The 8,266-nt window shown below is 34.6% G+C and carries 8 protein-coding genes; 6 read left to right on the top strand and 2 right to left on the bottom strand.

Annotated elements, in window-relative coordinates:
- Positions 1–142: 142 nt before the first annotated feature.
- The 6 genes from ACKI3D_RS00635 to ACKI3D_RS00610 all read left to right on the top strand — a co-directional run bounded on the left by ACKI3D_RS00635 (position 143) and on the right by ACKI3D_RS00610 (position 6,447).
- Positions 143–2,698, top strand: a complete 2,556-nt coding sequence (locus ACKI3D_RS00635) for a transglutaminase domain-containing protein (RefSeq protein ID WP_407391344.1) — start codon at positions 143–145, stop codon at positions 2,696–2,698.
- Between the two features lie 214 nt (positions 2,699–2,912).
- Positions 2,913–3,551 (top strand): DUF447 domain-containing protein, encoded by a 639-nt coding sequence (locus ACKI3D_RS00630; protein WP_407391342.1) that lies wholly within the window; start codon positions 2,913–2,915, stop codon positions 3,549–3,551.
- An 8-nt stretch (positions 3,552–3,559) separates the two neighbouring features.
- Entirely contained in the window at positions 3,560–3,739 is a 180-nt protein-coding gene (locus ACKI3D_RS00625; RefSeq protein ID WP_407391340.1) for a MarR family transcriptional regulator, read from the top strand.
- Between the two features lie 35 nt (positions 3,740–3,774).
- Positions 3,775–4,458: a hypothetical protein gene (locus ACKI3D_RS00620; RefSeq protein ID WP_407391338.1), complete on the top strand. Its 684-nt coding sequence runs from the start codon at positions 3,775–3,777 to the stop codon at positions 4,456–4,458.
- 55 nt (positions 4,459–4,513) lie between these two features.
- On the top strand, positions 4,514–5,962 hold the full coding sequence (locus tag ACKI3D_RS00615; protein ID WP_407391336.1) for a dihydrolipoyl dehydrogenase family protein: 1,449 nt from the start codon (positions 4,514–4,516) through the stop codon (positions 5,960–5,962).
- 23 nt (positions 5,963–5,985) lie between these two features.
- Positions 5,986–6,447 carry a hypothetical protein gene (locus ACKI3D_RS00610; RefSeq protein WP_407391334.1) on the top strand — a complete coding sequence of 154 codons (462 nt, stop codon included), beginning with the start codon at positions 5,986–5,988 and terminating at the stop codon, positions 6,445–6,447.
- 20 nt (positions 6,448–6,467) lie between these two features.
- Here ACKI3D_RS00610 and ACKI3D_RS00605 read toward each other — a convergent pair whose 3' ends face one another.
- On the bottom strand, positions 6,468–6,956 hold the full coding sequence (locus ACKI3D_RS00605; protein WP_407391332.1) for a hypothetical protein: 489 nt from the start codon (positions 6,954–6,956) through the stop codon (positions 6,468–6,470).
- Between the two features lie 277 nt (positions 6,957–7,233).
- A complete protein-coding gene (locus tag ACKI3D_RS00600; protein WP_407391331.1) occupies positions 7,234–8,193 on the bottom strand; it encodes a PLP-dependent cysteine synthase family protein in 960 nt (319 codons plus the stop codon).
- Between the last annotated feature and the right edge of the window lie 73 nt (positions 8,194–8,266).

Genomic DNA, 8,266 nt, shown 5'->3' with positions numbered 1-8,266 from the left:
TTTTAAGCTTATTTTTTAAAATTAAACTCATTTAATGGAGTATAGGAAATAAAAAGCTTTATATAAGATATTTATATATAAATATTTATGAGATGGGAATTGAATCCCATAGAATATTGAAATTTTGTAATGGAGGAATATTTTGAACAAACGAATATTACTCGCTTTTATTGTTGTGCTTTCTGTAGCATTATCAGTTGGTACAATATATGCAAGCGAAGTAAATGTTACGGATTCATATTCTGCAAGTGTTGATGATGGCAATCTGGCCCAACTTTCAGTAGACGAATCCGATGTTGATGATATTTTAGAATCTGAAAATTCAAATCCTTTATCAACTAATTCTGAAGATAGTGATGTTTTAGCAGCAGACAGTTCTTCTAATGACGTGTCAAATTCTATAACTGCAAAAAACGTTACTAAATATTATAAGGGAAGTGCAAAATACACTGCTACATTTACAGACAAGTCAGGTAAGGCAGTTGCCAATACCAATGTAAAAATTGTTGTAAATGGACAGACATACACTAAAAAGACTGACAGCAAAGGTGTTGCTTCTCTTGATATTGATCTTAAACCTGGAACTTATAATGTCGTTGCAATTAATCCGAAAACTAATTTCCAGCTCACTACAACATTCAAAATCTTGTCCACAATAAGTGCAAGCGATATAAGTAAGGTTGTAGATGACAGCAGAAAATTCAGTGCAACATTTTATAAAAGTAACGGGAAAGTATTAGCAAATAAAAATGTTAAATTCAAAATTAATGGAAAAACCTACACTAAAAAGACAAATAGTAATGGTGTAGCTAAATTATCACTGACAATCCTTCCTAAAGGCACTTATAAGATTATTTCTTATAATGTTGACGGATTGAAAAAATCCAATAAGGTCACAGTTGTAAAATCAACTACAACCTCACTGACCGCAAAAGATTATACTTACTTAAAAAGTGATACAAAAACTCTTAAGGTAAAACTGCTTAACAAATTTGGTTATGCTCCCGGATCTGGGAAAATAATCAAATTCAAGGTAGATGGAAAATCTTACACTGCAAAGACAAACAGCAAAGGTGTTGCAAAACTCAAATTGCCTACACTTAAGGATGGAATTTATACTGTAAAATATAAGTTTGATGGAAATAACTACTACAAAGCATCAAGCACTTCAAGTGTTTTAACAATCATACCTAGTAAAACTCCAACATTCACTGTTAAGAGTACAACTACTTTTGGTAAAGGTGCAAATACACCATTTAAGGTTGCATTAACATCTGGAAGTGTACCATTAGCTAATAAGAAAGTCACTCTTACATTAAACAATAATAAATATGTAAAGACTACTGATAGCAGTGGAATAGTTTCACTTCCTATTGATTTGGCTGTTGGAAAATATACAATAAAGTATACAAATGATGCCGATTCAAAAATAGATTCCGTAAATGGAACATCCAGCATTACAGTTAAGCAGAGAACCGCATCTACTCTTAGCTGGAAAACCGGAACCTCACTTTCAACAGGTTCCCAAAATGTAGTGGTTTCATTAGTGGATTCCAGTAAGAAGGCGATTTCTGGTGCAACTGTTAAATTAACAATTAACTCTAAAACCTACACAGCAAAGACTGCTTCAAATGGAAATGCTACATTCAGCTTAAGTCTTTCAGCAGGAAGCTACAATGCGGCGTATAGTTTCGATGGAGACAATCTTAATTTAGCTAGTTCAGGATCTACAAAACTTACAGTAACTGCCCCAAAAACCGTGACTTTAAAAGAGGTCCTTGCTGCAGCTACCAGCTTCAAGAATTATTATGATAAGAACAATAAATTCCCTAATTCAGTAAGCGTTGGAGGCAAATCGTTTTCAGTGCAGGGATTCCTATATATCATGAGTGAAGCAATTTACCAATTGGGCAATTCCAAGACTGGCAATGTTCCATATATTGAGGGTGTTGCTGCCCCTAATTCCCCTTCAGGAGATAACATTAACTCCAGGGATTTAACTCAATCGAAATATGTGGCAGTTGCAAAAAGCATAGCAAGCTATATTAAAACCAACAAGATGGCTCCGAATTACGCTTCATCCGATGTAGGTAAGATTATCTATTCTGAGGTTGTTGATTCATTTTCAAGAATTTTAGCATTTTATAATTCTAATAATCGTTTACCAAACTACGTAACCATTAATTACGGTTCCGGCTCTTCTCAGGCAGGTTCTGGTTTAAATGAGAAAAATACAGTTAGTGAGTTAGCTATCTATTTAATGTCCGCTACTCATTGTCAAGTAAACAGTTCAGCTATTAAAAAGATTGTTAATTCTGTAATTAAAGGAAAGACAACCGATAAGGAAAAGGCTTCAGCCATACTGAATTACGTAAGGGATACTGTATCCTACAGTTTCTACTACAATACAAAATATGGTGCAGAAGGAACCTTATCTGCTAAGACTGGAAACTGTGTTGATCATACCCATTTGCTTATTGCAATGTTTAGAACTGCAGGCCTTCCTGCCAGATATGTTCATGGAACATGTACATTCTCAAGCGGAAGTACCTATGGTCACGTTTGGGCACAGGTATTAGTTGGTAATACATGGACAGTTGCTGACGCAACAAGTTCAAGAAATTCTTTAGGCAGTATAGTTAATTGGAATACTAAATCCTTTACACTCAAAGAAATTTACAATAGTATAGAATTCTAATTACCTATTTCTTTTTTCTTTTTTTAAATTAAATATTCGATGAATTATTCAATAGTTTATAATAATATCTATTATAATTATCAACCATACTAGCAATATTATTAATCAATAGCTAAAACTTATTTTTAAATTGTTTAATCAGATACATCAAACAATTAAGTTTTAAATCAAATACATTATAAACCTGTAACTCTAATATAATATTGGTGATGAAATGTCCTTCAGTTTGGAAAGTATAGGAATGGAGAAGGGAGCAAGATATGAAGCAATCTACACCACAATGAATAAAAATGGTAAAATGAATGCTGCTCCAATCGGCGTTAAATGTATAAATGATTATGATGTCGCTGCACGATTATTTGAAGGAAGCAGAACATTATCAAATATAAAGGAAACCAATCTTTTTGTAGTAAACATTACAGATAATCCTAAAATATATGCCGATGCACTCTATGGAAATCTGGAAAATCTTGAATTTGTTCGTGATGACGATATAGCATATCTCAAGAATGTTGATGCCTACTTTATTTGTCTTGTAAAATCAATTAATGAAGTAGAGGCCCAAAAGGATTATGTAAACGAAGGTGCAAAAAGTTTCATCGTAACTGCTGAAAACATTAAGATTGTCATTAATAAGCAAGGTGCAAAGGCACTGAACAGAGGTTTATTTTCATTTTTAGAATCATTGGTGGATTATACTCGTGTAGATGTAATTGACAATGAGAAAAAAGAGGAATATAAAAAACGCTTTTTAGAAAATGAAAGAGTAATTGAAAGAGTAGCCGAAAGCGATGTTAAAGAGGCAATGGCCACTCTAAGAGAAAAGATGATTGAAAAAGGATTAGACATATAGGTGATATTATGGATAACAAAGAAAAAGTTATTGAAGCATTCAAAAACTCAGACGAACCTTTAAACGCTAAAAAAGTTAGTGAACTTTCAGGTGTTGAGAAAAAAGAAGTCGATAAAATCATGAAAGAATTAAAAAAAGATGAAACAATCGTTTCACCAAAAAGATGTTATTGGACTTTAAACGAATAATAACATCTCATTTTATTTTTTTAAAGGTGTAATCCTTGAAGAGAAAGACTAAAGTAATTATTATTCTAGCTATTATAATTATCGGCGGATTCATATATCTGCAAAATAGTAATTATAATGAAATTACCTACCAGACATTAGGAAATACTAGTATTGGAACAGTAGAGGTTGGGATTTCAGGAAATGTTAATGCTACAAAATCCATTGCATTGATTACCGGAATCCATCCAAGGGAAACATTATCTATTGGCCCTGAGATTGAAGCTGCAAAGCAGTTTGGAAATGATGATGTAAAGATAATTCATTATAAGGTAACGGTTACAGAAAATCCAGAAGACTATGAACAGGGAAGGGCTAACGGAGAAAGTCTGGTGCATGACTATGTAAATCCTCATGTTACCTCTTCAGATGCTGATGCAGTAATAATAAGCCATTCACATAATCCGGATTATGGCGTTGGCTTTTATCTGGCGACTCCTGCAATGGATGATGCTTCTGTCAATATTGCACGAAATATTGAGGGCGCAAGTGATTTTAACTACTATCCGGTAACCGGCAATGAAACATACAAATCAACTTCTGCAGTTCTGGTTTCAAAACCGATTGCCGAGGCAGGTTATCCAACTTTCGTTTATGAAATTCCGGAAGACATCTGGGAGTTTACTGCAACCGGCAAAACAAAAGAATTGTTTAATTTGATTTCTCAAAATATTTCCTAATTTAAAGAGTATATTTAATGTTCTATTTCACAATATAAAACTAGAGGTTAAAAAAATGGATTATGATGTTATTTATATTGGAAGCGGAAATGCAGCATGGCAAGGTGGACGCTTCCTAAGAAAAGCAGGCCTTAAGATATTAATCATTGAAGAAAGCCTATATGGAGGGGCATGCGCAAACAGAGGCTGCAACTCAAAAGCGCTATTGGATGCTCCATATGAAATCAAGGCTCTTGCAGATAATTTTGAAGGTGTTGGAAAATCAGGCAATTTTGAAGTAAACTGGTCTGATTTGATGAAATTTAAAAGAAAAAGGATTGCGGGAATGTCAATATTTCTTGATGGCAAGTTCGACGAATATGACCTTGATGTTGCTCATGGAAAAGGGGTCATTATTGATGAGCATACCGTTCAGGTTGGCCAAAAGCAATTCACAACAGACAAGATTGTAATCTGCACTGGTTTAAAGCCGGTAATTCCAGATATCAAGGGCAAGGAATTCCTGCATGACAGCACTGACTTTTTAGATATTGATGAGCTTCCAAAACATGCAATCATCATTGGTGCAGGTTTTGTTGGAATGGAATTCGCATCAATTCTTGCTGAGGCAGGCCTTGAAGCAGACGTAATCATCAGAGGAAACATGGCATTAAAATACTTCCACCAGCCATATGTCCAAAATGTCATTGAAATCTTAAAGGAAAAGGGCATTCGTTTCCATTTTAACCAGACAGTTAAGGAAGTTATAAATAATGTTGAAATCGATAATCCAAAAGAAAAAGTATTGAATGTGGCATCAGCTCAAAATGCTGATGAATACCTTAGGGATCCGGAAGCTAAAATAGACAATAAATCTTATGAAAATGGGTTTACAGTCAATCTGGACAGTGGTTTAAGCTTGACTGGAGACTATGTAATAGCCGCAATGGGCAGAACTGCAAATGTTGAAGACATTGGCCTTGAAAATGTAGGTTTGACTTACACCAACAAGGGAATCAAGGTAAACGGACACCTGCAGACTGCAGTTCCAAACATATATGCCTGCGGGGATGTTGCAGATACTGGAATTGCAAAGCTTGTAACCGTTGCAATACACCAGTCAAAATATCTTGCAAAGGAATTGTTGGGTGAGGCTGATGAGATTACATATCCTGTGGTGCCTGCAGTAGCATATACCATTCCAAGGATTGCAACAGTGGGTGTCCCCGCTTATATTGCTGATGAAAGCGATGAATATGATGTCCACACAATCAAATATGGTCGAGCATACTCTCTTGAGCTTAAAAATGACTTGACAGCTGAAGCTAAGGTAATTGTCGATAAGGATCTGCAGATTGTAGGTGCTGAGATATATTCCGCTGAAGCCGAAAACGTCGCAAACATGTTTGCATTTATCATAAATAAAAAAATAACCTTAGAAGAATTGGATTATATGATTTATGCATTCCCTTCAAGCAGTTCAGTATGCTTATATAAATTGCATAACATTCATTATAAATTTTAAAAAAATTAATTAGAGGTTTTTACATGAACAAGAAGATATTGTTGCTTGCATCAATATTTGTTTTGGCTGTTGTTGCAATCGGGTCTGTTTCTGCATTCGATTTAGGATCTCTTACTGGAGGAGATGAAGGAACTACCGTTACCATCGGAGGAGAAGAATTCACCATTCCTGCAGGTTATGAGGAAAATACTGATTTGGCTGAAGATGACAATGTTACTGAATACTCTACATTCACCAGCACTTTGAATGAAAAGGTCTTTGAAAAGGGGGATGATTTCATTATAATCATGGTTTCAGAATATGATGGAACTGACGTTGATGATGATTTGATTAATTTCCTCCACGGGGAATCCAAAAAAATTAATGATATAGAAGGTTTCCAACAAAATGATGATACAACATTTTCCTTTTCATATGGCAAAGATAATAAGGTAATTACAGTATCAGCAACTCAAGAAGAGGTTTTAAATCAAATTATAGCTTAAACAATTGTTTAAGCTTTTCTTTATTTTTTTGTATACTGATAAGCTATTCTGGGAGAGCCGTCATCCACATAAATTATTCCACATTTATCAAATCCATTTTTTTCAATCAATTTCTGCATGATTATATTGTCGTGATGGGTGTCTATTCTGATATTGTCGCAAATTCCCTTGCAATAATCAATGACACAATTAAAAACACCTTTGACTTTCCCATCGCTTGCAATTCTATGCACGGTTACATATTCATCATCGTTGAGCCATTCCCCATTTTCAATATATGAATATGTGGGTTCTTTCCCTCTAAAAAGTGCAAACACGCCATGTGGAGTGTCATTATCGCATACCAAATAGCAGATTTCATTATCTATATCGCTTATGATTAGCTCTTCTGTGGGATAATTGTGTCCCCATTGGGTTGGATTTCCGGATGCTATCATAAAATCCTGTGCAATCCCATATATTTCCATAATTGTGTTCAAATCATCCTTTTGTGCTTTTCGAATATGCATATTCACACCTTAAATCCATCTTTTAATTTTTTAACTGTATATCTGGCGAATATGAAGTTTAAACCGCCGGCAAGTGCTCTTCCCATGGCAAGACCTGCCCAAACGCCAATCAAACCCCATCCAAGTAAAATACCAAACAGGAAAATCAGTGCATTTGTACATATGATTTCACGTATGACAGTCCAAGCGAGTTGAAATTATTATGGGGATTGCTAATTTTTTTATTGCTATTTCAGGCTCTCCCCTCATCAATTCAACGTTCTTATTTGACATGAGATTAAATTACTTCAAAATCAATTAGTTCTATTTTATTTGAAATCAATCTAGGGTCAGGATCAATCTCTTCGGATAGTTTTGTTGTTATGTATTTTTTGTTGTCATCCGGAAAAACGGTAGCTACAGTTAAATCATCACTATCCATAATGACGCTTGCAAGGAAATTGGCCCCACTGGAAATACCAATTCCCAATCCTAATTCCTTGGCTATTCTTTTTGACATGTTAATGGCATCACAGTCATGGATTAAAACAATGTCATCAATTAAATCTTGCTCGACGATTCCTGGAATAAAGTCATCACCAATTCCCTCAATCATATGGCTTCCCTCTTCCATACCCATCTTAAGGATTGATAATGTGGACGGTTCAAGGGCAAATATTTTGGAATCAGGGTTATTGTCCTTCAATCTTTTTCCGATTCCCATCAATGTTCCTCCGGTACCGATGCCTGAAACAAAGGCATTAACTTCAGGAACTGCATCTATGATTTCTTGACCGGTTGAGTTATATTGAGCTTCCACGTTTAACGGGTTATCAAATTGGAGGGGTCTAAATGCATTAATCTCATTAGCAAAATCTTCTGCAAGCTTTAAAGCTCCTTTAAATCCGCCTTCTTCTTTAGAAACAAGATGTACTTGAGCACCATACATTTCAATGATTTTTCTTCTCTCAAGAGATACCCAATCAGGCATGAAAATATGAACGTCATGGCCCATAAGTGCACCGATAGCACTAAATGCAATACCTGTATTTCCGCTTGTAACCTCTACAATAGCTTGGCCTTCGGATAAATTACCCATCTCTTTTTCTTTTTGTATAACATATAATGCCATTCTATCTTTTATACTTCCGGAATAATTGTAATATTCAATTTTGGTGTATATGCTTCCCTTTTTTCCTTCATATTCATAATTAATCTTTATCATTGGTGTATTACCAATTAACTTTTCAATACTCATAACAACTCATCCAATTAATAATATAACATCATTATATTTGTATTTAGTTTATAAAATAGTTTTTCAAAATAGT

The sequence above is a fragment of the Methanobrevibacter sp. genome, assembly GCF_045586545.1.
Lineage (GTDB): Archaea > Methanobacteriota > Methanobacteria > Methanobacteriales > Methanobacteriaceae > Methanocatella.
Note: the sequence above shows the minus strand (reverse complement) of the source record. Positions and strands in the feature narration are given on the sequence as shown.